Raw genomic sequence first — 23,563 nt, 5'->3', positions numbered from 1 at the left:
AGGTCGCACGCAGCGCACTCGATGGGAGGATGCTTGGACCGCGTCGACGTGACCGTCGGCGTGCCGCAGACGACGCCGAGGAGCGCAGGGATGGTCTCGCAGGAGAAGCAGGTGAAGCGGTTGAAGAAGGACGCGCAGCGTCTCTGGGGCGACCAGCAGGCGCTGTTGACGCGCGCGAACGCCCTCCGGGTCGGCGCGTCGCCGCACGTCCAGGGGTACGCGAAGGAGCGGCTCGACAAGCTCGTGCCGGGCGCGACCACGATCGTGGCCGAGAAGGTCGCCCCCGTCGTGGGCAAGGCCGGCAAGGCCGCGGGCACCTACGCGGCCTCGACCACGAAGGACGCGCTCAGCGGCGTGCTGCTGCCCGCCGTGTCCAGCGCAGCGGCCGCCGCTATCGCGTTGGCGGAGGAGGCCGGCGATCGCCTCGGTCTCGCCGACACCGTCACCAAGCAGGGCAAGAAGGTGACCGACCGGCTCGACGTGCTCACGAAGGCCGGCCACAAGTCCGGCAAGAAGGGCGGCGCGAAGCTGCGCGCCGCGGCGAAGGCCGGCGGCGCCGCCGCGACGCACGCGTCGAAGCGGGCGTCGAAGGACAAGGGCGGCCTGGGCGCCGGCGGCGTGATCGGCATCCTGCTCGGCGTCGCCGTCGCCGCCGGGATCGGGTACGCCGTCTGGCAGACGCTCCGCGCCGACGACGACCTGTGGGTCGCCGACGAGGACCCGGACACCACCGCCACCAGCTGAGCCTGCTCGAGGTGCTCGAGGGCTTGAGCAGGACGAAACGGCTTCAGCAGGACGAAACAGCTCGGAAAGTCCTGCTCGAGCCATTCTGTCCTGCTCAAGCCCTCAAGCCCTCGAGCCCGACCCGCTCGAGCCTGGGACTCAGGAGCGCGGCGGGGCCGGAGGCGGTCGCGGGTCAGCCCGCGGCCGCCTCCAGCGTCTCCCGCAGGGCGACGACGGCTGGCCGGTCCGCGCCGGAACGGCGCGCGGCGGTGAACACCTCCCGCTCGGGCGCACCGGAGGGCACGAGCATGCGCCCGGGAGCGGGCCGTCCGCTCCACACGAGGTCCGGCAGCAGCGCGACCGCGTTGCCGGACTCGACCAGCCGCATGTGCACCTCGAGGTCCGCCGACTCGTAGCGCACGTCCGGCTCGAACCCGGCGAGCCGGCACTGCTGCTCCGCCCAGTGCCGCGACGCCGCGCCCCTGGGCTCCATCACCCACGGCAGCGGGGGCGCGTCGCGGAGGTCGCGCACGGGTGACGCGGCGGGCAGCGCGAGCCGGACCGGATCGCGCACGAGCGGCCGGTGGTCGAGACCCTCGTGCCACGCGGTCGCGTGCCCGGGGTACTGCTCGGCGACGACCAGGTCGAAGTCGCGCGTCGCCGTGCGGCGCAGCGCCGCCTCCGGCTCGTGCTGCACCACCTCCACCCGCACCGCCGGATGGTCCTGCGCCATGCGCGAGAGCGTCTCCGGCAGCAGGGCGAGCGCGGCGGACTGGAAGATCGCGAGCCGGACCACGCCCGTCGCCGTCTCGGACCGCGCGGCGACCTCCGTCTCCGCGCGCTCGAGCAGCGCGAGGATCTCCCCCGCCCGCACGGCGAGCGCCTGCGCCTCCGGCGTCAGCAGCACGCCGCGCCCCGCCGGCACGAGCAGCGGCACCCCGACCTCGCGCTCGAGCAGGTCCAGCTGCTGCGAGACCGACGACGGGCTGTACCGCAGCGCCGCGGCGACCTCGGCGAGCGTGCCCCGGTCGGCGAGCTCCTTCAGCAGCCGCAGCCGTCGCACGTCGTACACGGGACCCCTCTCGTCGGTGCACCCGAACGGTACTGGTGATGAATCATCGCTGTTCCCGAGCGGTTGCGCGGCGGATACTGCGTGCATGAGCCGTAGCGCGGTCGGGACCACTCCTGCCTCCTCCCCGGTGGACGCGTGGACCCAGCGGGTCGAGTCGCTGGTCCGCCGCTGGCTGGGCGAGGCCGCCGACGCCCCGGCGGACCCGGCCGCCGCGCGGCTCGCGGGGGTGCTGCGCGACCCGAAGGGCCTCGCGTTCACGGTCGGGTTCGTCGACGGGGTGGTGCGGCCGGAGGACCTCCGCGCGGCCGCGCACCGGCTGGCCGCGCTGGCGCCCGACGTGCCGTCGTTCCTGCCGATGCCGCTGCGCCTCGCGGTGCGCGTCGGCGGCTGGACGGCGCCGCTGCTGCCCTGGCTCGTCGTCCCCGCAGCCCGCCTCGCGCTGCGCCGCATGGTCGACCACCTCGTCATCGACGCGACCCCCGCGCGGCTGGGCAGGGCGATCGCCCGCATCCGGGACCGCGGGGTGCGGCTGAACATCAACCTGCTCGGCGAGGCGGTGCTCGGGCGCGCGGAGGCGGACCGCCGGCTCGCCGGCACGCTCGCGCTGATCGAGCGGCCCGACGTCGACTACGTCTCCATCAAGGTGTCCGCGGCCGTCGCACCGCACGCCGCCTGGGCGTTCGACGCCGCGGTGGACGACGTGGTCGCCCGGCTCACCCCGCTGTACGAGGCGGCGCGGCGAACCGGCACCTTCATCAACCTCGACATGGAGGAGTACAAGGACCTCGACCTGACCATCGCGGTCTTCCAGCGGATCCTCGACGCCCCCCGGTTCCTCGACCACCGCGCCGGCATCGTGCTGCAGGCCTACCTGCCGGACGCGCTGCCCGCGATGATGCGGCTGCAGGAGTGGAGCGCCGCCCGGCGCGCCCGCGGCGGGGCGACGATCAAGGTCCGGCTCGTCAAGGGCGCGAACCTGCCGATGGAGCGGGTCGAGGCGGCGCTGCACGACTGGCCGCTCGCGACCTGGCACGAGAAGGTCGAGAGCGACACCCACTACAAGCGGGTGCTCGACTGGGCGCTGACGCCCGAGCGCACCGACGCCGTCGAGCTCGGCGTCGCCGGCCACAACCTGTTCGACGTCGCCCACGCGTGGCTGCTCGCCGGCGAGCGGGGCGTGCGCAGCGCGGTCGAGTTCGAGATGCTGCTGGGCATGGCCACCGGCCAGGCGGAGGCGGTGCGCCGCGAGGTCGGCGGCCTGCTCGTCTACACGCCGGTCGTGCACCCCGGGGAGTTCGACGTCGCCATCGCCTACCTCGTGCGGCGGCTGGAGGAGGGCGCGAGCGAGGACAACTTCATGTCCAGCGTCTTCGACCTCGCGTCGAGCGAGCGCCTCTTCCAGCGCGAGCGCGACCGCTTCGCCGCCTCCCTCGCGGCGCTCCACAGCGCGGTCCCCGCCTCCCACCGCGTCGCGCACCACGCCGAGCCGGTCGCCTCCGGCGCCCCCTTCCGGAACGCGGTCGACACCGACCCGGCGGTGCCGCAGCACCGCGCCTGGGCGACGGAGGTGCTGCAGCGGGCTTCCCGCTCGGACCTCGGCGAGCGCACCCTCGCGACGCACACGGTGACCGACGGGCGGGCGCTCGACGAGCTGATGGGGACGACCCGCGCCGCGGGCGCGGCCTGGGGCCGTCGCCCCGCCGCCGAGCGCGCGGCGATCCTGCAGCGGGCGGGCGACGCGCTCGAGACGGCCCGCCCCGCGCTGATCGAGGTCATGGTCGCCGAGGCCGCGAAGACCTTCGACCAGGCCGACCCCGAGGTGAGCGAGGCGGTCGACTTCGCCCGCTACTACGCGGCGAACGCCGCCGAGCTGGAGCAGGTCGACGGCGCCGCGTTCACGCCGGCGGCGCTCACGCTCGTGACCCCGCCGTGGAACTTCCCCGTCGCGATCCCGGCAGGCGGCGTGCTCGCCGCCCTGGCCGCGGGCAGCGCGGTCGTGCTGAAGCCCGCCGGCCCCGCCGGCCGCTGCGGCGCGGTGCTGGCGGAGGTGCTGTGGTCCGCCGGCGTGCCGCGGGACGTGCTCGCCCTCGTCCAGGTCGACGAGGGGGCGCTCGGCCGGCGCCTCGTCGCCGATCCTCGCGTCGACCGCGTCGTGCTCACCGGCGCCTGGGAGACCGCGCGCCTGTTCCGCGACTTCCGGCACGATCTGCCCGTGCTGGCGGAGACCAGCGGCAAGAACGCCATGGTGATCACCCCCTCCGCGGATCTCGACCTGGCGGTGAAGGAGCTGGTGGCGAGCGCGTTCGGCCACGCCGGCCAGAAGTGCAGCGCGGCGAGCATCGCGATCCTGGTCGGGTCGGTCGCGACGTCGAAGCGGTTCCTCGGCCAGCTCGTCGACGCGGTGAGCGCGCTCGAGGTCGGTGCGCCGTGGACGCCGACGACGCGGATGGGCCCGCTGATCGAGCCCGCCGACGGCAAGCTGCTCGAGGGGCTGACGACGCTCGGCGAGAGCGAGCGGTGGCTACTCGCGCCGAAGCGGCTCGACCGCGAGGGGCGGCAGTGGACCCCTGGCGTCCGGACCGGCGTGCGCCGCGGGTCCGCGTACCACCTGACCGAGTACTTCGGCCCGATCCTCGGCCTGATGACCGCCGCCGACCTCGACGAGGCGATCGCGATCCAGAACGAGGTCGCGTACGGCCTCACGGCGGGGCTGCAGTCGCTCGAGCCGGTGGAGATCGGCCGGTGGCTCGACGGCGTCGAGGCCGGGAACCTCTACGTCAACCGCGGGACCACCGGTGCGATCGTCGGCCGGCAGCCGTTCGGCGGCTGGAAGCGCTCGTCCGTCGGCGCAGGCACCAAGGCGGGCGGCCCGAACTACCTCGTCGGCCTCGGCACGTGGCGGCGGGCGGCAGCGGCGACACCCGCGAGCGCGCGGCTCGAGCCGGCCGTCGCCAAGGTCGTGCGGGCCGCCTCCACCTTCGGCGACGCGGCGCGCGCGTTCGTCTCGGCGGGCGCCGCGAGCGACCAGGCCGCCTGGCAGGCGGAGTTCGGCACGACGCGGGAGCTCGCCGGCCTGGGCGTGGAGCGCAACCTGCTGCGCTACCGCTCGGTGCCGGTCACGATCCACGCCGCGGAGGGGAGCGACCCGGGTGAGCTGCTACGGGTCCTGGCCGCGGCGTCCCGCGCCGGCGCCCCCTGCACCGTCGTGGCGGCGACGGCGCTGCCCGAGCCGGTGACCCGCGCGCTCGACGACCTCGGGGTCGCGCACCGGGTGGAGGCGTCCCCGGTGCTGACCGGACGGGTGCGGCTGATCGGCGGCGCGGCCTCGCGGCTGCTGCAGGCCGCGGGCGGCGACCCGGACCTGGCGATCTGGGCGGACGAGGTCACGGTCGCCGGCCGGCTCGAGCTGCTGCCGTTCCTGCACGAGCAGTCGGTGTCCATCACGGCGCACCGGTTCGGCACCCCGAACCACCTCACCGACGCGCTGATCTGAGGCGGCCGCACCGACACGCCAGCGGACTCAGCGGGTACTCAGGTGGCTGACCAGAATGCCCCTATCGCACCCGCCCAGTCGACGAGGGGTCCCGCCATGCTCGACGCTCTGCTCCAGCCGCCCCGAACCGCCCCTGCGGGCCTCCGGACCCGGTTCCGGGATCGCCGCCGCCTGCAGCGGATCGACCGCCTGGGAGCGCGGCTCGCGCGGTTCGACGCCGTCGACGCCCTGCTGGCGAGGGCGCACGGCCGGCTCGCGTCCGGCTGGGTGCAGGACGCCTGGTTCACCACGGTCGACGAGGAGGGGGTGCGGCTGCACGTCGGCACCCTGCGCGCGCAGGACGGCCGGACCAGCGAAGGCGCCTGCCTCGTCGCGGCGGTGGCCGTCGAGGCGCTGCCCGGCAGCATCACGGGCCCGGTCGGGCAGCGCGCGATCGGCACGATGTGGAACGTCCTGCACGGGGGCGGCCCGGCCGGCGACTGGAGCACCCCGCCCGGGGTGACGGCAGCGCGGGCGTACGACCTGGTGCGGTGGAACGACGCGGCGGACCGCAGGCAGACGGACGTCCTCGCGCTCCTCGACGCCTCCAGGGCCACGATGCAGCGGTCGGCCGCAGCGAGCAGGACGGAGCTCGCGTCGGCGTGAGCCGCGTCAGCGTCCGCGGGCGAGGATCGCGGCCTGCGCGGCCGTGCTGAGCACGCTGCCGTAGACCTGGCTCTCGTCCAGGCCGCCGATGAACCACCCCCGGCTCGTGGCACCGGTCCAGGTCGACCACGCCAGGTTCTCGTAGCCGAACCGCCAGTACCCGGAGTAGCCGGACAGCAGCGACAGCGCGAGCGCCGGCCGGTCGGTGTCGACCAGCGAGCCGTCGACGGTCAGCGTGCAGCCCCACGACGTGCTCCAGGTCGCGACGACCAGGTGCCACCTGCCGTCGGCCAGGCCGGCGGGCGACGTGCAGAGCAGCGGTGCCCCCATCAGGTTCGCCACCTGCACGGTCGCGCCGCCGAAGGCGAGGCTGCCGTCCGCGCGCATGTAGAGGGCGCGGTCGGCGAGTGGCGACGTCGGCGCGGTGTTCGAGCTGCCGAAGTCGGCGAGCGTGCCGCCTGCGCTCGAGGTGCGGAACCAGGTCGCGACCGTGGTGTCGCCCGGGTAGGACCGGGCGGTCTGCTCGGCGACCCCGCCGCCGGTCGATCCGCCGACGGAGAGCGAGGGGCTCCCTCCCGCCAAGCAGGAGGCCCTGGCGGCGTCGCCCGCCAGGGCGCCGGTGTCGTTCTGGCCGCTCAGGTCGCCGACGGCGGACCCGGTGCCCGCGCCGTAGCCCCAGTAGAGCCGGGGCACGCCCCCGAGGCCGCTCGGCGCCACGTCACCGCACTGCGTCCCCCAGCCGTTGCCGCCGTTGCTGGTGACCGCGCTGTAGGCCGCCTGCGCGACGGCGGGAGGCACGACGAGGGCGGACGCGAGCACGAGGCCGGCGGCCGAGACCGCCGCCGCCCTGTGCACCGCGGGCAGCCGGATCCCGCGGTGGCGGCGGCGCACCCGCTCCTCCGGGTCCTCGAGCAGCCGCCCGAGGCGGACGCCGGCAAGCAGGGCCGCCACCAGCGCGGCCGCGCCGACGAGCGGCAGCGGCTGGTGGGTGCGGACCCAGTACACGGGGAGGCCCGCGAAGGGGATGCGGAGGAAGGCGGCGCCGTGCACCGCGCCCACGTCGATCGGCGTGGAGTCGGCGGCGCCGTTGGCGTCGCCGCGGGTCCACAGCCGGCCCTCGTCGTCGATCGCGGCGAGCCGGTGCATCCGCAGCCGCTCGGCATGATCCGGGTCGTCGAAGAGCAGCACCTGCCCGACCGCGAGGTGCGCGCCGTCCTCGGGATGGGTGACGACCGCGTCGCCGACCTGCAGCCGCGGCTCCATCGACCCGGACATGACCACGGTCGTCTGGAAGCCCGCGAGCCCCGGCAGCACGCCCCACAGCAGCAGCGCGACGATCGTGGACAGGACGGACCGGCACAGGATCGTGACGACGACCACGGCCCATGCCGCCCCGTCCGGCAGCACCGCCTGCTCGTCCCTGCGGTGCGACGGCACGCGCCGCCGGAACGAGCGGGCTAGCTGCCCTGCGCTTCCCACGTGAAGGTCGCCGTCGCGGTGGAGCTCTGCGGCGCGGTGGCGTCGTAGCTCCAGACGAAGCGGAACTGCTTGGCCTCGGACGCGGATCCCGTCGGGATCCAGGTCGTCGCGAGCCCGTTGACGTAGCTGGTCGCGTGCCCCGTGTTGAACGCCGCGAGCGTCCCCGTGTAGAGGTTCGACGAGGAGGTGAACCCGGAGCACGTCGCGTTGGTGGCGCCCGAGCCGATGTCGATCGCGAGGTTGATGTGCGAGCCCAGGGAGTTCGTGTCGCTGAAGGCCTGCGTGTACAGCTTCACCGTGGTCGCCAGGGAGCCGTTCGACGTGACCGTGATGCACTTCGTGCCGGTCGCGTTCATCTGCTGGTTCGTGCCGGAGAACATCGCCGACGCGGTGTCGTTCGTCAGCGCGACGGAGCCGGTGTTCCAGGAGTTGGTGGCGTTCGAGGTGGACGACGAGAACGCGGAGTAGGAGGCGCCCATCACCACGCTCCCCGTGCCGACGATCGCGACCCCCGCCGCGATCAGCCCGGAGAGTCGTCCGAGCCGACGAGTGACCTTCAGCATGCGTTCCCCCGACGTGAGTGCTGCGCGGACGGCCCCTCGCAGCCCGCGTGCACGGACAGTGGCAGCCTCAGGCGCTCGGGGCACGCGCGAAACCACGACCTGCACGAATCGACGCGTGGCGTCCGCGCTGATCCGCGTGGCGGTGGTGGATACTCCGCACCCGCGCCCCCCGAGCGGGGATCACCCCTTCGGGGGCGCGCCGGACGACGTCGGCTCCCGCCGGCGGTGCAGTCCGCTGGTAAGGCTTGCGCACCCACCGGCGAGTGAAGGGAGGTGGGTCGACGGAGGTGGGTCGAGACGGCGGAGGGTGGTGGAGACTAGGGGACTCGAACCCCTGACCCCCTGCTTGCAAAGCAGGTGCTCTACCAACTGAGCTAAGCCCCCGAGAAACTCAAGGCTACAAGCCCGGGCGAGGTCGCGTACCGCGACGGCCGTGCAGGCCGTCGCGAGGCGACACAGACCTCGGCGCGCTTGCGCGCCCGCACGGGCGAGTTCTGCAAGGGAAGGTCGTCAGCCGACGGCCGGTTCACGGCCGTCGGTACGACACGGGTTTCGATCCGCCTGCGGATCGAAGACCATACGTGCTGTGGGGCTACCAGGACTTGAACCTGGGACCTCTTCGTTATCAGCGAAGCGCTCTAACCGCCTGAGCTATAGCCCCGAATGGTGGCCGAAACGGCCGCCGAAGAGCGTATCAGCCCTACTGCGTGAAGCCGACCAGGATGCCGCCCGTGATGCGCACCGAGAGGTTGTAGAGGAGGCAGGCGATCGCACCGAGCACGGTGCCGACGACGACGTTCAGCGCGGCGATGACGAGGGTGAAGCCCATGACCTGCGCGAACGAGACGATGTTGCTGACGCTCAGCGCCGAGTTGCCCGAGATGTCCTGCACCAGCTGGGTGATCTGCTCGAACACCCCGGTGGACGAGAGGACGGTCCAGATCAGCAGCACCGCGACGACGATGACGACGCCGACGGCCGCGGCGATGAGGAAGGAGAACTTCACCGCCGACCAGAAGTCGATGTAGACCAGCTTCAGCCGGACCTGCTTCGTCTGAGCGCTCCTGGGCGCGGCGCCGGAGAGCTTGTCAGCCACGCTCTCCCTCGGGCTCGTCTCCGAGGTCGGACGGCTGGGAGTCTTGACCGAGCTCATCTGCAGGGGCCTCCACGGCTGTCTCGCTGTTCCGGGCAATCGCGATGATTCTGTCACTGTCGGGGAATCGAGCGAAGACCACACCCATCGTGTCGCGGCCCTTCGCGGCGACCTCGGAGACGTTGGACCGGACGACCTTGCCGGACTCCAGCACGACGAGCACCTCGTCGGTCTCGCCCACGATCAGCGCGCCGGCGAGGTCGCCGCGCGCCTCCTGCAGCTTGGCGACCTTGATGCCGAGCCCGCCCCGGCCCTGGACGCGGTACTGGTCGACGGCGGTGCGCTTCGCGAACCCGCCCTCGGTGACCACGAACACGAAGCCCTCGTCCGTCACGACGCGGGCGGCCAGCAGCTGGTCGTCGCCGCGGAAGTGCATGCCGATGACGCCGGACGTGCTGCGCCCCATCGGGCGCAGCGACTCGTCGGAGGCGGTGAACCGGACGGACATGCCCTTCCTGGACACGAGCAGCAGGTCGTCGGTCTGGTCGACCAGCAGGGCCTGGATCAGCTCGTCGTCCTCGCGCAGGTTGATCGCGATGATGCCGCCGGACCGGTTCGTGTCGTACTCGGCGAGCGCCGTCTTCTTGACCAGGCCGGCGCGGGTGGCGAGCACCAGGTACGGCGCGACCGTGTAGTCGCGGATGTCGAGGATCTGCGCGACCCGCTCGTCCGGCTGCATGGCGAGCAGGTTCGCGATGTGCTGCCCCTTGGCGTCGCGAGCGCTCTCCGCGACCTCGTAGGTCTTCACGCGGTAGACGCGGCCGGCGTTCGTGAAGACGAGCAGCCAGTGGTGCGTGGAGGTGACGAACAGGTGGTCGACGATGTCGTCGGCCCGCAGCTGGGCGCCGCGCACGCCGCGGCCGCCGCGCCGCTGCGAGCGGTACTGGTCGGTGCGGGTGCGCTTGATGTAGCCGCCGCGGGTGACGGTGACGACGACCTCCTCCTCCGGGATGAGGTCCTCGATGCTCATCTCGCCGTCGTAGCCGGGCATGATCTCGGTCCGGCGGTCGTCGCCGAAGCGGTCGACGATCTCGGTCAGCTCCTCGGCCACGATGCTGCGCTGACGCGGCACGTTCGCGAGGATGTCCTTGTAGTCGGCGATCAGCCGCTCCAGCTCCGCCGCCTGGTCGATGATCTTCTGCCGCTCGAGGGCCGCGAGGCGGCGCAGCTGCAGGTTCAGGATCGCGTTCGCCTGCACGTCGTCGACGTCGAGCAGGTCGATCAGGCCGACCCGCGCGTCCTCGGTGGTCGCGGAGCGGCGGATCAGCGCGATGACCTCGTCGAGCAGGTCGAGCGCCTTCAGGTACCCGCGGAGGATGTGCGCCTCCTGCTCGGCCTTCGCCAGCCGGAACTCCGTGCGCCGGCGGATGACCTCGAGCTGGTGGTCGATCCAGGCGCTGATGAAGCCGTCGAGCGCGAGCGTGCGGGGCACGCCGTCGACCAGGGCCAGCATGTTCGCGCCGAAGTTCGACTGCAGCTCGGTGTGCTTGTAGAGGTTGTTCAGCACGACCTTGGGGATCGCGTCGCGCTTCAGCACGATCACGAGCCGCTGGCCGGTGCGGCCGGAGGAGTGGTCCTGGATGTCGGCGATGCCGGAGAGGCGGCCCTCCTTCACCATCGTCGCGATCTTGTCGGCGAGGTTGTCGGGGTTCACCTGGTACGGCAGCTCGGTGATGACGAGCGCGGTGCGGCCCTGCACCTCCTCCACCTGCACGACGCCGCGCATCGTGACCGAGCCGCGGCCCGTCCGGTACATGTCCTGGATGCCGCGGGTGCCGAGGATCGTGGCGGCGGTCGGGAAGTCCGGCCCCTTGATGCGCTCCATCAGGCCCGCGAGCAGCTCCTCGCGGGGGGCGTCCGGGTGCTCGAGCGCCCACAGCGCGCCGGCGGCGACCTCGCGCAGGTTGTGCGGCGGGATGTTGGTGGCCATGCCGACGGCGATGCCGGAGGAGCCGTTGACGAGCAGGTTCGGGAAGCGCGCCGGCAGCACGACGGGCTCCTGGGTGCGGCCGTCGTAGTTGTCCTGGAAGTCGACGGTGCCCTCGTCGATGTCCCGCACCATCTCCATGGCGAGCGGGGCCATCTTGGTCTCGGTGTACCGGGGGGCGGCGGCCGGGTCGTTGCCGGGGGAGCCGAAGTTGCCCTGGCCGAGCGCGAGCGGGTACCGCATCGACCAGTCCTGCACCAGGCGGACGAGGGTGTCGTAGATCGCGGTGTCGCCGTGGGGGTGGAACTGCCCCATCACCTCGCCGACGACGCGCGCGCACTTCGAGAACGCGCGGTCGGGGCGGTAGCCGCCGTCGTACATCGCGTAGATCACGCGGCGGTGCACCGGCTTCAGGCCGTCCCGCACCTCGGGCAGCGCCCGCGCCACGATCACGCTCATCGCGTAGTCGAGGTACGACCGCTGCATCTCGAGCTGCAGGTCGACCTGCTCGACGTTGTCAACCATGGGTGGTCCTATCGGTGTGGCTCACGTGAGGAGTGCATTCCGTTTTGAAGGAGTTCCCGGGCCTCCGGCCGAGGAACTCCTTCAAAACGGAATGCACTAGATGTCGAGGAAGCGGACGTCCTTCGCGTTCTGCAGGATGAAGTTGCGGCGGGACTCGACGTCCTCGCCCATCAGGGTCGCGAACACCTCGTCCGCCGCGGCGGCGTCCTCGAGCGTGATCTGCCGCAGCGTGCGGGTCTCCGGGTTCATCGTCGTCTCCCAGAGCTCGGTGTAGTCCATCTCCCCGAGGCCCTTGTAGCGCTGCACCCCGTTGTCCTTCGGGATCCGCTTGCCCTTGGCCAGGCCGTCGGCGAGCAGCGCGTCCCGCTCCCGATCGCTGAACACGTACTCGTGGGGGGAGTTGCTCCACTTGAGGCGGTACAGCGGCGGCTGCGCGAGGTACACGTAGCCCAGCTCGATCAGCGGGCGCATGAACCGGAAGATCAGGGTCAGCAGCAGCGTCGTGATGTGCTGGCCGTCCACGTCGGCATCGGCCATCAGCACGATCTTGTGGTAGCGGACCTTCTCGGGGTTGAAGTCCTCGCCGATGCCGCAGCCGAACGCGGTGATCATCGCCTGCACCTCGGCGTTGCCGAGCGCCTTGTCGAGCCGCGCCTTCTCGACGTTCAGGATCTTGCCGCGCAGCGGCAGGATCGCCTGCGTCTCGGGGTTGCGCCCGCGCGACGCCGAGCCGCCGGCCGAGTCGCCCTCGACCAGGAAGATCTCGGCCCGCGTCGCGTCGCGGGTCTGGCAGTCCTTCAGCTTGCCCGGCATGGAGGCGCGGTCCAGCACGCTCTTGCGGGTCGCGTCGCGCGCCTTCCGGGCCGCGAGCCGTGCGGTCGCCGCCTGGATGCCCTTGCGGATGATGTCGCGGGCCTGGTTCGGGTTCGACTCGAACCAGTGCGTCAGCTCCTTCGTGACGACCCGCTGCACGAACGGCTTCGCCTCGGTGTTGCCGAGCTTCGTCTTCGTCTGGCCCTCGAACTGCGGCTCGCCCAGCTTGACCGAGATCACGGCGGTGAGCCCCTCGCGCACGTCGTCGCCGGTGAGGTTCTCCTCCTTCTCCTTGATCAGTCCCTTCTCGCGGCCGTACCGGTTGATGAGGGACGTCAGCGCGGCGCGGAACCCCTCCTCGTGGGTGCCGCCCTCGTGCGTGTTGATGGTGTTGGCGAAGGTGTGGACGCTCTCCGAGTACGCCCCGGTCCACTGCATGGCGACCTCGAGCGAGATCACCTTCTCCTTGTCCTCGGACTCGAAGGCGATCACCGAGTCGTGCACCGGCTCGGCCTTCTTCGCGCTGGTCTTGTTGAGGTACTCGACGTAGTCGACGAGGCCGCGGTCGTAGCGGAACACGTTCGTGCGCACCTCGACCGGCTCGGTCTCCCCCTCCACGGGCTCGGTCGTGCGCTCGTCGGTGAGGGCGATCGTGAGGCCCTTGTTGAGGAACGCGGTCTGCTGGAACCGGGTGCGGAGGGTCTCGTAGTCGAAGTCGACGGACTCGAAGATCTCGGCGTTCGGCCAGAACGCGATCGTCGTCCCGGTGATGTCCGACGCCTCGCCCTGGGCGAGCGGCTCGTTCGGCACCCCGTCCGTGTAGGACTGGGTCCAGACGTGGCCCTGCCTGCGCACCTCGACGTCGAGGCGGTGCGAGAGGGCGTTCACGACGGAGCTGCCGACGCCGTGCAGGCCGCCGGACACCGCGTACCCGCCGCCGCCGAACTTGCCGCCGGCGTGCAGGACCGTCAGGACGACCTCGACGGTCGACCGCCCCTCGACGGGGTGCACGTCCACCGGGATGCCACGGCCGTTGTCCGCGACCCGCAGGCCGCCGTCGGCCTGGATGCGCACGTCGATGTGGTCGCAGTACCCCGCGAGCGACTCGTCCACCGCGTTGTCGACGATCTCGTACACGAGGTGGTGCAGCCCGCGCGGCCCGGTCGACCCGATGTACATGCCCGGCCGCTTGCGGACCGCCTCCAGCCCCTCCAGGACCTGGATGGAGCCGGCGCCGTAGTCGTCGCCCGCGGCCGCGCGACGGCGGCTGCCCTCCGAGTCGTCGTCGACCTCCGTCAAGGACTCGCCGTCGGTGGAGGTGGACCCGAGCTCGCCGTCCGAGGACTCCTCAGGGGCACGGTCGTCGCCGATCGGGTCCTTCGCGTCGTCCGTTCCGTCGCCGCCGATGGGCCCGCTCGCGTCGCTCGTCACTGATCCGTACTCCAGTCGTCGGTACCGCACGAGTCTACCGTGCGGACGGTAGCCGATCGGCCGGATTCGCCCGCCTGCGGGCCGAGAATCGAGTCGGCGACCGATTCACCCCTCCCGATCGCCGACACGCGCCGAACCCCGGCTCCTCGTCGGCGTGCGCACCGTCCCCGCCGGAGGCCTCGACCCGCTTCGGAGCCGGTCAGCCATAGGTGTCCCGCGGGCCGCGCCCCTGCACGGTGCGAGGACCGTGGTTCCAGCTGGGCGTGTTCGGCCCCAGGAAGCGCAACGACTCGACGCCCGCGTCGGGGAAGTCGCGCGCGATCCGCTCCGAGATCTGCGTCCGCATGAGGGACAGCTGGGTCGCCCACGCTGTCGAGTCGCAGCGGACGAGCAGCACGCCGTCGGCGAAGCCCTCGACCACGGCGTGCTTCGCGGTGTCGGTGCCGGCGATCGACCGCCACGCGGCGGCGAGGTCGCTCTGGGCGAGCGGCGTGCGCCAGCCCAGGGAGTCCGTGACGCGCTCGAGCACCGACGACATCGACAGCGGATCCCTGCCGCGGTCGAACGGCTGGGTGCCCGGCCGCTGCGCGAGCACACGGCGCTTCGGCCGTGGTGCGCCGAACGCCGCGCGGAGGCGGGCCCACACCCGCAGCGCCTCGTCCCGCGCCGTGTCCCCGCCGTCCTGCGGCGCTCGAGGGGTCACGGCTTCGATCCTGCCGGACCGGGGGACGCCTCGGGCTGGTCGTGCTCGTCGACGACGCGGCCGGCGCGGATGCGCGTCACCCGGCCGGCGAGCGCGGGCGGGATGTCGGCCTCCACCGCCGCGGTGACCAGCACCTGCTCGTAGCGGGCGACCCGATCCGCGAGGCGGAGCCGGCGCCGCTCGTCCAGCTCGGCGAAGACGTCGTCGAGGATCACGATCGGGTCGCCGGTGGGCAGCGCGTGGCGCAGCAGCTCCACCGAGCCGAGCCGCAGCGCCAGCGCCAGCGACCACGACTCGCCGTGGCTGGCGTAGCCCCTCGCCGGCAGCGCGTTGACGGTGAGCAGCACGTCGTCGCGGTGGGGTCCGACGAGCGTGATCCCGCGCTCGATCTCGCGCCGGCGCACCCGGGCGAGCGCGGCCGTGAACCGGGCGGCCGTCTCCCCCTCCTCGGTCTCCTCGTCGATCGTGCGCTGCGTCGCGATCGCGACGACCTGGTCCGCGCCGGCGACGACCGCGTACTGCTCGGCGACGATCGGCTCGAGGTCGGTCAGCAGCGCCGTCCGCGCGTCGAGCAGCTCGCTGCCCGTCGCGACCAGCCGCTCGTCCCAGACGGCGAGGGACTCGGGGTCGACGAGGCCACGGCTGCCCCGCAGCAGCCCGTTGCGCTGCCGCAGCGCCTTCTCGTAGTCGCCGACGACCCCTGCGAGCCGCGGGATGCGCTGCACCAGCAGCTCGTCGACGAACCGGCGCCTGGCCGACGGCTCCCCGCGCACGATCGCGAGGTCCTCCGGGGCGAACAGGACGCTGGACACGTTCCGGGTGATCTCCCTCGGGCGCACCGCCGACCGGTTCAGCTGCGCCCGGTTCGCGCCCACCCGGTTGATCAGGACCTCGGCGAGCACCTCGCGATCGGCCGCGACCACGGTCGCCCGGATGACCGCCGACTCCGCGCCGGCGCGGACGAGCGCCGCATCGCCGGCGACGCGGTGCGAGCCGAGCGTGGTGAGGAACCCGATCGCCTCGACGAGGTTGGTCTTGCCCTGGCCGTTGCTGCCGGCGAGCACGTTGGCGCCGGGCTCGAACACGACGTCGGCGGTCCCGTAGTTGCGCCAGTCGGTGAGCTTGAGGCTGGTGATCCGCATGGGCTCAGGCCTCCGGCGGACCCGGCATCGAGGCCGGGCCCGCCGGAGACGTCACCACGCTCAGCGCTTGGTCGGGTGCTGCTGCTGCGCGTTCTCGACCTCGGCGGCCTTCACCGCGTGGCCGCCGAACTGGTTGCGGAGCGCGGCGACGGCCTGCATGGCGGGGGACTGCTCCTGCCGCGACACGAACCGGGCGAAGATCGACGCGCTGATCGCCGGCATCGGCACCGCGTGGTCGATCGCCTCCTCGAGGGTCCAGCGGCCCTCGCCGGAGTCGTCGACGTAGCCGTCGATCTCCGCGAAGTCCGGGTCCTGGTCGAGGGCGCGGACCATCAGCTCGAGCAGCCAGGACCGCACGACGGTGCCGCGCTGCCACGCCTTGAAGGTGCCGGCCACGTCGATGCCGCGATCCGAGGCCCGCAGCAGCTCGTAGCCCTCGGCGTACGACTGCATGATCGCGTACTCGATGCCGTTGTGGACCATCTTCGTGTAGTGCCCGGCGCCGACAGGGCCCGCGTGCACGAAGCCCTCCTCGCGCGGCCCCTCCGGCCGCAGCGCGTCGAACACCGGCAGCATCTGCTGCACCTGCTCGTCGCTGCCGCCCACCATGAGGCCGTAGCCGTTCTCGAGGCCCCAGACGCCGCCGGAGACGCCGACGTCCATGAACCGGATGCCCTTGGCGTCGAGCTGCTTCGCGTGCACCTCGTCGTCGGTGAACTTCGTGTTGCCGCCGTCGATGACCAGGTCGCCCGGCTCGAGCACCTGCTCCAGCTCGTTCACCACGGAGTCGGTGACGCGGCCGGCCGGCACCATCACCCAGACGACGCGCGGCGTCGGCAGCGCCGCCGCCAGCGCGGCGAAGTCCGGCACATCGCTGACGTCGGGGTTGGTGTCGTAGCCGACGACCTCGATCCCGCCCTTCTTCAGGCGGGCGCGCATGTTGTTGCCCATCTTGCCGAGCCCGACGAGACCGATCTTCATGCTTCCGTCCTCACATCTCGAAGCGGCTGCGCCGGGATCAGCGCAGCAGCAGGTTCGGCTGCAGCAGGTAGCGGAACTCCTCGCTGCCCGCGTCGTCCTTCGACTTCTGCCCGCTGATCAGCACGGGCCCCGGCTTGTTCGGGTTCTCCGTCTTCGTGAACGAGATCCGCACGAAGTCCGCGTGGACGCCGGACAGCCCGTCCAGCAGGAACTGGGGCTTCAGCGACACGACGATGTCGTCGCCGGTGAGCACCGCGTCGAGCTGCTCGGACGCCTGCGCCTGCTCGGAACCGGCCGCCTCGAGCGTCAGCCCGTCCGCGCTGAAGGAGTAGCGCAGCGCGGCCTCCCGCTCCAGCACCAGCTGCACGCGCCGGGTCGCCTCCACCAGCTCGGCCGAGCCGATCACGGCGAAGTGCTCGGTGGCGTCGGGGAAGAGCCGCTTCACCGGCGGGAAGTTCCCCTTGATCAGCAGCGAGGTCACCGTGCGTCGGTCGGCGCTGAACGAGATCAGCTCGCGATCGCCACCGCGCGTGATCCCGATGCCGACGTCCCCGGCGTTCGCGAAGGTGCGGCCGACCTCCTGAAGCGTCCGCGCGGGGACGAGCGCGGAGGTCGTCTCGCCGTCCCCTCCGTTCCAGCCGAGCTCCCGGACGGCGACGCGGTAGCGGTCGGTCGCGGTGAGGGAGATCGTGGCCGGGCCGGCCTCCAGCTGCACGCCCGTGATGACCGGGGTCACGTCGTCGCGCGACGCGGCGACGACGACCTGCGCGATCGCTCCGGAGAACGTGCCGGAGGGCACGATCCCGGTCGGCTCACCGACCACGGGGAGGCTCGGGTATTCCGCGACGGGCATGGAGAGCAGCGTGAACTTCGCGCTGCCCGCGCTGACGAGCACGCGGTTGTCCTGCGTCGACACCTCGACCGGCAGGGCGGGGAGGCGGTTCGCGATGTCCGCCAGCAGCCGGCCGGAGACGAGCACCCGACCGGGTTCCTCCACCTGCGCGTCGATGCGCACGCGGGCGCTCACCTCGTAGTCGAACGAGGACAGCGAGAGGCCGTCCTCGGTGGTCTCGATGAGCACGCCCGAGAGGATCGGCAACGTGGTGCGCTGCGGCAGCAGACGGACGGCGAACGAGACGGCGTCGCTGAACACGTCCCTGTTCGCATGGAATCGCACCGTCGCACCACCCTGTCCCGTTCATGCCGGGCCGGGCCCGGGCGATCACCTGCTCGATAAGACGCTGAGCATGCTAGCGGGTGGTCCCCGGGCCGCCCTCCGGGCCTGGGCCCGGGTCGGACGGGCGGTGTCCACAGCGCGGAATCGAGTGGAGAGGGAGAGAGATGGAGAAGGACAATCACACTCTTAACAGGTGTGCACACTGTGGATAACTCGTGCGGACCGGCCTGGCGAGCGGGAACCACACCGCTGTGAGATGTCGAAACGGTGCGGACGGACGCGGTGGTCCTCGACGGCTCCATGTTGACGCACCGGATCCGTCTCCACATCGCCCCAGCTGGAGGGTGCCCCGCACGGGGGCCGGGCCGGTGGTTATCCACAGGTCCCTCACATGGGGGTGGATTCCTCCTCCGGCATCGGAGAACTCCCTGATCCGCGGCCGAAGCGACGCCGCCCGGCGCTGTCGGAGCCCTCGTGTACGGCATCCCCGCGGGCGACGCCGGATCGAGTCCGCGTCACTGCATCGACCGGGCGCTCGGTCGATCGAGGGACGGATCGTCGAACGAGGGATCAGCGGCGGAAGCGCTGCTCCTGCTTGATGCGGCTGGTCAGCTCGGTCACCTGGTTGTAGATCGAGCGGCGCTCCTTCATGAGCTCGCTGATCTTCTTGTTCGCGTACATCACCGTCGTGTGGTCCCGGCCGCCGAACAGCTGCCCGATCTTCGGCAGCGACAGGCTGGTCAGCTCGCGGCAGAGGTACATCGCGATCTGCCGGGCACCGGCGATCTGCTGCGACCGGCTCGAGCCGAAGAGGTCGTCCGTCGACAGCTTGAAGTAGTCCGCCACCGCGTCGATGATGTCGCCCGGCGCGATGATGTTGTCCTCGTCGAGGGTGATCAGGTCCTTCAGCACCGTCTGCACCAGCGGCAGGTCGACGGGCGCCCTGGTGAGGCTGGCGTAGGCCGTGACGCGGATCAGCGTGCCCTCCAGCTCGCGGATGTTGCTGGAGACCTTCGAGGCCATGAACTCGAGGATGTCGTCGGGCACCTGCAGGTTGTCGTTCTGCGCCCGCTTGCGGAGGATCGCGATCCGCGTCTCCAGGTCCGGGATCTGCACGTCGGTGATCAGGCCCTGCTCGAACCGCGACCGCATCCGGTCCTCGAAGCCGGTCAGCTGCCGCGGGGCGAGGTCGGAGGTGATGACCACCTGCTTGTTGTGGTCGTGCAACGTGTTGAAGGTGTGGAAGAAGGCCTCCTGCGTGGAGTCCTTGCCGGACAGGAACTGGATGTCGTCGATCAGCAGCACGTCGACGTCGCGGTACCGGGCCTGGAATTGCTGGGTCCGGTTCGTCGCGATCGAGTTGATGAAGTCGTTCGTGAACTCCTCGCTCGACACGTACCGCACCCGGATCCCCGGGTAGAGGCCCATCGAGTAGTGCCCGATGGAGTGCAGGAGGTGCGTCTTGCCGAGCCCCGAGCCGCCGTAGATGAAGAGCGGGTTGTAGGCCTTGGCCGGCGACTCCGCGACCGCGAAGGCGGCGGCGTGGGCGAAGCGGTTCGAGGACCCGATGACGAAGGTCTCGAAGGTGTACCGCTCGTTCAGCCGCGACTCCCCCGCCGACGTCGCGATCACGCTCGGCCGCTCGGCCTGCGCCGGCGCTCCGCTCGTCGCGACGGGCGCCTCCGCCTGGACGGTGCGGGTGGAGGCGGTGGCCGCCGCGGCGACGGGTGCGGGGGAGGACGAGCCGTAGTCGGGCACGATCTCGGGGTTCACGGTGACGGCGAACGTGTGGATCTCGAAGTCGCCGCCGAGCCCGCCGATCGCGTCGCTCAGGGGGACCCGGCCGCGCTGCTCCAGCATCGACCGGGAGAAGTCGTTCGGCACCTCGAGGTACAGCACGCCGGCCATGACGCCCTTGGGCTCGACCAGGCTGATGAAGCCGTGCAGCTGCGGGCCGACCCGGGCGTCGGCGGCGAGCGCCGCGCGGATGCGGGTCCAGGCGTCGGCGGCTGCGTCGGTCATCGGCTCATCTCCTCCCCACCGATCTGCGCGTGCGCGACGAGGACGGGCGCGGTGGAACGCCTGACGAGACCTGCCCTCCGGTCGGGTACCCGGAGCGCCGAGGGCCCACCGTAACGCCCGCCCGATTCGATGGGCAAGTCTCCACAGGCGCTCTCCCGATGTGTGGAGAAACGCCGGGGACACCGGTGGGGATGGGCCCAGACCTGGGGACAACCACGAATCACACCTGTGGAATTCGACCCTCGTCCGAGGGAGGTGCACCTCGTGGTGTAATCTTTTCCGGTTCCGAGGCGCGGTCTCTCGCGCCCGACGTCTCGCGCCCTTCCCGGCCAGGTGGCCGAGCAGTCCTGCTGCTTTCGAACGGCGCTCCCGATCCAAGAGGTGGCCGCAGTGAGCAAGCGCACGTTCCAGCCCAACAACCGTCGTCGCGCCAAGGTGCACGGCTTCCGCCTGCGCATGCGCACCCGCGCGGGTCGCGCGATCATCGCCGCGCGCCGGAGCAAGGGCCGCACCGAGCTCTCCGCGTAAGGCGGCTCGCCCCCCTCGTGCTCGCGAAGGCGAACCGCATCGTCACGGCGAGCGACTACCGCCGCCTCGTCCGGACCGGCCGGAAGGCGCGGAGCCCGCTCGCGCTCGCGTACGGCAGCCGGTCGGGACCCGACGCGCCGCTTCGGGTGGGGGTCATCGTCGCCAGGAGCGTCGGGAACGCCGTCGTCCGCAACCGGGTCAGGCGCCGCGTCAAGGCGGTGAGCTGGTCGCTCGCGCAGGAGGTGCGCGGCCTGGACGTCGTGCTGCGCGCCCTGCCGACCTCCGCTGCCGCGGACTTCGCGTCGATCGACCGGGAGGTGCGCCGGCTGGTCCGCGTCCTCGAGGAGCGCGCGTGACCCCGGTGCTGCTCCTCCCGCGCCTCGCGCTGCTGCCCAGGAACGCGCTGATCGCGGTGCTGTCCGCGTATCGCGTCGTGGTCTCGCCCCTCTACGGGCAGGTCTGCAGGTACCATCCCTCCTGCTCGCGATACGCCGTCGAGGCGGTGCAGCAGTCGGGGGTCGTCGTCGGATCCGCTCTGGCGGTGTGGCGCATCCTCCGCTGCAACCCGTGGTCCCGCGGCGGGGTGGACGACCCGCCCGCGCGACTCCGATCCTCCTACCGCATCACCCCGCACGGCTTCGTTCGGCCGGCAGAACAGCCCGGAGGCTGATCCCCCATGGACCTCGTCGCACTCTTCGGCTACGTGCTGTGGCCGTTCAAGTGGGTCATCGAAGCGATCCTGGTCGGCTTCCACACCTTCTGGGTCGCGGTCGGCTTCGACGGCGCCGACGGCCTGACCTGGATCCTGTCGATCCTCGGCCTCGTGATCGTGGTGCGCTCCGCCCTGATCCCGCTGTTCGTGCGGCAGATCAAGAGCCAGCGGAAGATGCTGGAGCTGGCGCCGCAGCTGAAGAAGATCCAGGAGAAGTACAAGGGCAAGCGCGACCAGTTCTCCCGCGAGGCGATGAGCCGGGAGACGATGGAGCTCTACCGCCACAACGGCACGAGCCCGTTCTCCTCCTGCCTGCCGCTGATCGCGCAGATGCCCATCTTCTTCAGCCTGTTCCAGGTGCTGGAGACCGCGCAGCGCACCCCCGAGAAGGGCGGCGTCGGTCTGCTGTCCGTCGATCTGGCCCAGTCGTTCGGCGCATCGAAGCTGTTCGGCGCCCCGCTGCACGAGACGATCGGCACCGGCGTCAACGCGCTCGGGTCCGGCGGGAGCTCCGCGGACGTGCTGGTCGTCGTGATCGGCGTCTTCATGGTCGCGCTGATGACGGTGACGCAGTTCATCACGCAGCTGCAGATCATGTCGAAGAACGTCTCGCCCGAGACCATGGCCAGTCCGATGTACCGGCAGCAGAAGATGCTGCTCTACATCCTGCCGCTCGTCTTCATCTTCTCCGGCGTCGCCTTCCCGCTCGGCGTGATGTTCTACTGGGTCTTCTCGAACCTGTGGACGATGGGGCAGCAGTTCATCGTCATCCGCAACTCCCCGACCCCCGGCAGCGAGGCCGCCAAGGCCCGCGAGGTCCGGCTGGCGAAGAAGGCGGAGCGCAAGCGCGAGCGCTCCGGCGAGCCCCTGGAGGCGCCCGAGATCGTGGCGCCCCAGCCGAAGGTGAACACGCAGCGGAACCAGCCCGTCGGGCGGAACCGGGCGAAGCGGACGGGAGAACGACGCGCATGACCCTCGCAGAGCCGCAAGACGGCGCCGATGCCGGGACGCCCGTCGAGGATGACGCGGCGGACCCGCAGCAGGCGCCCGACTCGGGTGACGTCGGCGACATCGCCGCGGACTACATCGAGGAGCTGCTCGACATCTGCGACCTCGACGGCGACATCGACATCGAGGACGAGGGCGGCCGGACCACGCTGAAGGTCGCCGGCGGCGACCTGCACCTGCTCTCCGCCCCCGAGGTCGTCGGCGCCCTGCAGGAGCTGACGCGCCTCGCCGTGCAGACCCGCACCGGCGGGTTCGCCCGCCTGACGCTCGACATCGGCGGCAGCCGCGACCAGCGCAGCCGCGAGCTCGCGGCGATCGTGCAGCGCGCGGTCGATGCGCTCGGGAACGGATCGGCCGCCTACCCGCTCGAGCCGATGTCGTCGTACGAGCGGAAGCTCGTGCACGACCTCGCGAGCGAGCAGGGGCTGCAGTCCCACTCCGAGGGAGAGGGCGCCGAGCGCCACATCGTGCTCACCGCCGCGTGACCCTCCGAGGGCCCGAGGGCGGCGGCGCCGACGCGATCGAGCCGGAGCCCGCGGAGGCGGCGGCCGTCTTCGGCGACCGGCTGCCGGTGGTTCGTCGGTACGCTGCGGACCTGGCCGAGCACGGCGAGACGCTCGGCCTGATCGGGCCGCTCGAGGTGCCGCGCCTGTGGTCGCGGCACGTGCTGAACAGCGGCCTGCTCTCCCCGTTCCTCCCGATGGGGGCGACCGTCGCGGACGTCGGCAGCGGCGCGGGGCTGCCCGGCCTCGTCGTCGCCGCCGCGCGTCCGGACCTGTCGGTCACGCTGATCGAGCCGATGGAGCGCCGCGTCGCCTGGCTGGAGGAGGAGGGCCGGCGGCTCGGGCTCACGAACGTGGTCGTCCAGCGGGCTCGAGCGGAGGAGGTCGCGCCCGGCCGCTTCGACGTCGTGACCGCGCGCGCGGTGGGCGCGCTCAGCGGGCTGCTGCCGATCACGGCCCCGCTCGCGCGGCCAGGCGGCCGGCTGGCGCTGCTGAAGGGGGCGGGCGTCGCGGGCGAGCTGGCCAAGGCGGACCGGGTGGTCCGGCGCCTGCGGCTCGAGGACGTCCGGGTGGAGATCGCGGGACGCGGCATGGCGTCGCTGGAAACGCGGGTCCTTCTGGCTACTGTGCCGTCTTGACCCCTGTTCGGGGGACACCGACACCCCATCGAGGACCGAAGTGACACCCAGCTCTGCGCTCGACTCACGCGGGTCGGGCTTCGACGAGTCCACGCCGCTCGCGCGCGAGCTCGCCGATCTGACCGCACGGCGCGCCCGCCTGCGCGGCGACGCGCTGCCGCGGCCGCGCGCGACCCGCATCTTCACCGTCGCCAACCAGAAGGGCGGCGTCGGCAAGACCACGACGACCGTCAACCTCGCGGCGGCGCTCGCCAAGTCCGGCATGCGCGTGCTCGCGATCGACCTGGATCCGCAGGGCAACGCCTCCACGGCGCTCGGCGTCGAG

General features: G+C 71.9%; 21 protein-coding genes and 2 tRNA genes. 10 read left to right on the top strand and 13 right to left on the bottom strand.

Annotated features, from left to right (window positions below):
* The first annotated feature begins 33 nt into the window (after positions 1–33).
* Positions 34–744 (top strand): hypothetical protein, encoded by a 711-nt coding sequence (locus tag ACFE60_RS06155; RefSeq protein ID WP_375387964.1) that lies wholly within the window; start codon positions 34–36, stop codon positions 742–744.
* Between the two features lie 172 nt (positions 745–916).
* Here ACFE60_RS06155 and ACFE60_RS06150 read toward each other — a convergent pair whose 3' ends face one another.
* Positions 917–1,795 carry a LysR family transcriptional regulator gene (locus ACFE60_RS06150; RefSeq protein WP_375387963.1) on the bottom strand — a complete coding sequence of 293 codons (879 nt, stop codon included), beginning with the start codon at positions 1,793–1,795 and terminating at the stop codon, positions 917–919.
* Positions 1,796–1,880: 85 nt separating this feature from the next.
* Between ACFE60_RS06150 and ACFE60_RS06145 the strand changes: the two genes are divergently transcribed.
* Both ACFE60_RS06145 and ACFE60_RS06140 read left to right on the top strand, forming a co-directional pair.
* Complete coding sequence (locus tag ACFE60_RS06145) at positions 1,881–5,288, top strand: bifunctional proline dehydrogenase/L-glutamate gamma-semialdehyde dehydrogenase (RefSeq protein WP_375387962.1); 3,408 nt, start codon at positions 1,881–1,883, stop codon at positions 5,286–5,288.
* 96 nt (positions 5,289–5,384) lie between these two features.
* Positions 5,385–5,933, top strand: coding sequence for a hypothetical protein (locus ACFE60_RS06140; RefSeq protein WP_375387961.1), 549 nt, complete (start codon positions 5,385–5,387; stop codon positions 5,931–5,933).
* A gap of 6 nt (positions 5,934–5,939) precedes the next feature.
* On the opposite strand, the gene ACFE60_RS06135 is transcribed toward ACFE60_RS06140, so the two are convergent.
* From ACFE60_RS06135 to dnaA, 12 genes are all read right to left on the bottom strand, one after another.
* Positions 5,940–7,370, bottom strand: coding sequence for a signal peptidase I (locus ACFE60_RS06135; protein ID WP_375387960.1), 1,431 nt, complete (start codon positions 7,368–7,370; stop codon positions 5,940–5,942).
* A 20-nt stretch (positions 7,371–7,390) separates the two neighbouring features.
* Entirely contained in the window at positions 7,391–7,975 is a 585-nt protein-coding gene (locus tag ACFE60_RS06130) for a hypothetical protein (RefSeq protein ID WP_375387959.1), read from the bottom strand.
* A 308-nt stretch (positions 7,976–8,283) separates the two neighbouring features.
* Positions 8,284–8,359, bottom strand: a tRNA-Ala gene (locus tag ACFE60_RS06125).
* A 203-nt stretch (positions 8,360–8,562) separates the two neighbouring features.
* Positions 8,563–8,636, bottom strand: a tRNA-Ile gene (locus ACFE60_RS06120).
* A 39-nt stretch (positions 8,637–8,675) separates the two neighbouring features.
* Positions 8,676–9,128: a DUF3566 domain-containing protein gene (locus ACFE60_RS06115; RefSeq protein ID WP_375387958.1), complete on the bottom strand. Its 453-nt coding sequence runs from the start codon at positions 9,126–9,128 to the stop codon at positions 8,676–8,678.
* On the bottom strand, positions 9,064–11,580 hold the full coding sequence (gene gyrA, locus ACFE60_RS06110; protein ID WP_375387957.1) for a DNA gyrase subunit A: 2,517 nt from the start codon (positions 11,578–11,580) through the stop codon (positions 9,064–9,066). Before gyrA ends, ACFE60_RS06115 begins: the two co-directional genes overlap by 65 nt.
* Before the next feature lie 96 nt (positions 11,581–11,676).
* On the bottom strand, positions 11,677–13,692 hold the full coding sequence (gene gyrB / locus ACFE60_RS06105; RefSeq protein WP_375387971.1) for a DNA topoisomerase (ATP-hydrolyzing) subunit B: 2,016 nt from the start codon (positions 13,690–13,692) through the stop codon (positions 11,677–11,679).
* 331 nt (positions 13,693–14,023) lie between these two features.
* A complete protein-coding gene (locus tag ACFE60_RS06100; protein WP_375387956.1) occupies positions 14,024–14,527 on the bottom strand; it encodes a DUF721 domain-containing protein in 504 nt (167 codons plus the stop codon).
* Positions 14,524–15,669 (bottom strand): DNA replication/repair protein RecF, encoded by a 1,146-nt coding sequence (gene recF, locus ACFE60_RS06095; RefSeq protein WP_375387955.1) that lies wholly within the window; start codon positions 15,667–15,669, stop codon positions 14,524–14,526. The genes ACFE60_RS06100 and recF overlap by 4 nt, the downstream gene beginning before the upstream one ends.
* A gap of 60 nt (positions 15,670–15,729) precedes the next feature.
* Positions 15,730–16,650 carry a phosphogluconate dehydrogenase (NAD(+)-dependent, decarboxylating) gene (gnd, locus tag ACFE60_RS06090; RefSeq protein WP_375387954.1) on the bottom strand — a complete coding sequence of 307 codons (921 nt, stop codon included), beginning with the start codon at positions 16,648–16,650 and terminating at the stop codon, positions 15,730–15,732.
* 37 nt (positions 16,651–16,687) lie between these two features.
* A complete protein-coding gene (gene dnaN, locus ACFE60_RS06085; protein ID WP_375387953.1) occupies positions 16,688–17,827 on the bottom strand; it encodes a DNA polymerase III subunit beta in 1,140 nt (379 codons plus the stop codon).
* A gap of 570 nt (positions 17,828–18,397) precedes the next feature.
* Positions 18,398–19,849, bottom strand: a complete 1,452-nt coding sequence (dnaA, locus tag ACFE60_RS06080) for a chromosomal replication initiator protein DnaA (protein WP_375387952.1) — start codon at positions 19,847–19,849, stop codon at positions 18,398–18,400.
* A 390-nt stretch (positions 19,850–20,239) separates the two neighbouring features.
* Here dnaA and rpmH point away from each other — a divergent pair, with 390 nt between their 5' ends.
* The 7 genes from rpmH to ACFE60_RS06045 all read left to right on the top strand — a co-directional run.
* Positions 20,240–20,377, top strand: coding sequence for a 50S ribosomal protein L34 (rpmH, locus tag ACFE60_RS06075; protein ID WP_375387951.1), 138 nt, complete (start codon positions 20,240–20,242; stop codon positions 20,375–20,377).
* A gap of 17 nt (positions 20,378–20,394) precedes the next feature.
* A complete protein-coding gene (rnpA, locus tag ACFE60_RS06070; protein ID WP_375387950.1) occupies positions 20,395–20,733 on the top strand; it encodes a ribonuclease P protein component in 339 nt (112 codons plus the stop codon).
* On the top strand, positions 20,730–21,047 hold the full coding sequence (gene yidD, locus ACFE60_RS06065) for a membrane protein insertion efficiency factor YidD (RefSeq protein ID WP_375387949.1): 318 nt from the start codon (positions 20,730–20,732) through the stop codon (positions 21,045–21,047). Before rnpA ends, yidD begins: the two co-directional genes overlap by 4 nt.
* Positions 21,048–21,053: 6 nt before the next feature.
* On the top strand, positions 21,054–22,061 hold the full coding sequence (yidC, locus tag ACFE60_RS06060) for a membrane protein insertase YidC (RefSeq protein ID WP_375387948.1): 1,008 nt from the start codon (positions 21,054–21,056) through the stop codon (positions 22,059–22,061).
* Complete coding sequence (locus tag ACFE60_RS06055) at positions 22,058–22,582, top strand: protein jag (protein WP_375387947.1); 525 nt, start codon at positions 22,058–22,060, stop codon at positions 22,580–22,582. The genes yidC and ACFE60_RS06055 overlap by 4 nt, the downstream gene beginning before the upstream one ends.
* Positions 22,579–23,238: a 16S rRNA (guanine(527)-N(7))-methyltransferase RsmG gene (rsmG, locus tag ACFE60_RS06050; protein WP_375387946.1), complete on the top strand. Its 660-nt coding sequence runs from the start codon at positions 22,579–22,581 to the stop codon at positions 23,236–23,238. Before ACFE60_RS06055 ends, rsmG begins: the two co-directional genes overlap by 4 nt.
* A gap of 40 nt (positions 23,239–23,278) precedes the next feature.
* The coding region (locus tag ACFE60_RS06045; protein WP_375387945.1) for a ParA family protein at positions 23,279–23,563 on the top strand (285 nt) is incomplete at its 3' end.

Source organism: uncultured Amnibacterium sp. (genome assembly GCF_964245895.1).
In the GTDB taxonomy this organism is placed as follows: domain Bacteria; phylum Actinomycetota; class Actinomycetes; order Actinomycetales; family Microbacteriaceae; genus Amnibacterium.
Note: the sequence above shows the minus strand (reverse complement) of the source record. Positions and strands in the feature narration are given on the sequence as shown.